This is a genomic window from Methylobacterium platani (assembly GCF_001653715.1).
GTDB lineage: Bacteria > Pseudomonadota > Alphaproteobacteria > Rhizobiales > Beijerinckiaceae > Methylobacterium > Methylobacterium platani.
This window is the reverse complement of sequence record NZ_LWHQ01000095.1, coordinates 1-1,298: the sequence shown is the minus strand read 5'-3', so window position 1 is coordinate 1,298 and position 1,298 is coordinate 1. Positions and strand designations below refer to the sequence as shown.

The window sequence follows — 1,298 nt, the reverse complement described above, 5'->3', positions numbered from 1 at the left end:
CAGGGCCATTCAAAGAAAGCCTCTTTGAGCGGCTTTGATGGCGTGGTGCCTGTTTTCGGCGAGGGCTTCCCGGATTGCGCGCAGCGGTCCAGGGGCGTCTTTCACGAGGTGGAGCATGGCATTGCGCAGTGCGGCCATGGCCTGGGGGCCGGCCCCTGTCCGGATGCGGCTGTCGTCCTCGCGAAGGATCACGTCGCGGCGCCAGTGCAGGCGGTTCTCGATCAGCCAGTGGTCGCGCCAGAGCGCCAGCAGGGCGTCGGGATCGGCTTGCTCGGGCGTGAGGCTGGTGACCGCGTAGGCGATCTCGCGGCTCATCCGGCCCTTCGTCTCGCGGATCCGCTCGATCCGGCAGATCTGGGCGGCCCCCGGCCAGCCGAGATGGGCCACGCATTCGCGGCTGACGCTCAGGCGCCGCGTCTCGATGCGGCCGTGCCCTTTCTCGACGACCGACGCGCTGAGGGTCAGGTCGGGAGCGGGCTGGCGCGCGTCAGCGGACGGGTGGGCGGCGCCGCTCGTCTTGAGCGCTTTGAGCAGCGCCGGGGGGAAAGGCGTCGCCGAAGGCGAGGACCAGATCGGCCATCAACTCGGGCTGGTTGGCTTTGACGGCAAACAGGTACTCCCCGTGCTGATCGCGGATGCCCTGGCAGATCGCCCGCTGGCAGAACATCGCGTCGCCGGTGACGAGGGCGCCGTGCAGCGGCAGCCCCTTGAGCAGCGTCAGGGCTGCGGTGATCTCGTTGGCGTCGGGTGCCACCTGCAACTGGCCGATCACCCCGCCCAATCTGATGGCGAATGCCGCCACCAGATGCGCACCGCCGCTGCCGTCGTGGTCCACCCCCGCCGAGCCGCGCAGCCGCTTGCCGTCGAGCGCTACGTGACCCAAGCTCTGATCCTGTTCGGCCGCACCACGTACCCAGGCCCCCAGCACGGCCTCGGTCGCCGTCACGTCGAGGGCCTTGAAGAAGTAGTGGTACGTGGCGTGGCAGGGCGCCTGCTCCAGACCGAGGAGGAACAGCGCCTCTGGCGGCAGCCGTCGGCCCCACCGGAACACGGCGCGCAGATCGTTGGCCCCCGACAGCATGGCGGCCAGAGACAGGGTCAGGACCGCGGGCAGTCCGTACTGGCGCCCTTTGCGGCCGCGCCGATCCGGGATGGCCGCGAAGTGATCCCACAGGCTGCGAGCGCCCACGACGTCCAGTGCTTCGGCCACGCCGCCCTCCAGGATCATCTTCCAGATCCTGAATGAATCAATCGCCGCGCGCCGTCACCCCCTCAATCGCATTCTCTGAATCGCCCTG

Annotated in this window: 2 protein-coding genes; both read right to left on the bottom strand. The window is 69.2% G+C overall.

Annotated elements, in window-relative coordinates; all coding sequences use genetic code 11:
* Positions 1–9: 9 nt before the first annotated feature.
* Positions 10–408, bottom strand: a complete 399-nt coding sequence (locus A5481_RS35790) for an ISAs1 family transposase (protein WP_280818887.1) — start codon at positions 406–408, stop codon at positions 10–12.
* Between the two features lie 79 nt (positions 409–487).
* A complete protein-coding gene (locus A5481_RS35785; RefSeq protein WP_053082456.1) occupies positions 488–1,228 on the bottom strand; it encodes an ISAs1 family transposase in 741 nt (246 codons plus the stop codon).
* Positions 1,229–1,298 lie beyond the last annotated feature (70 nt).

What these genes read in the sequence shown, in the direction of transcription:
- A5481_RS35785 (WP_053082456.1), bottom strand. Translation starts at nt 1,228, where the DNA reads ATGATCCTGGAGGGCGGCGTGGCCGAAGCACTGGACGTCGTGGGCGCT.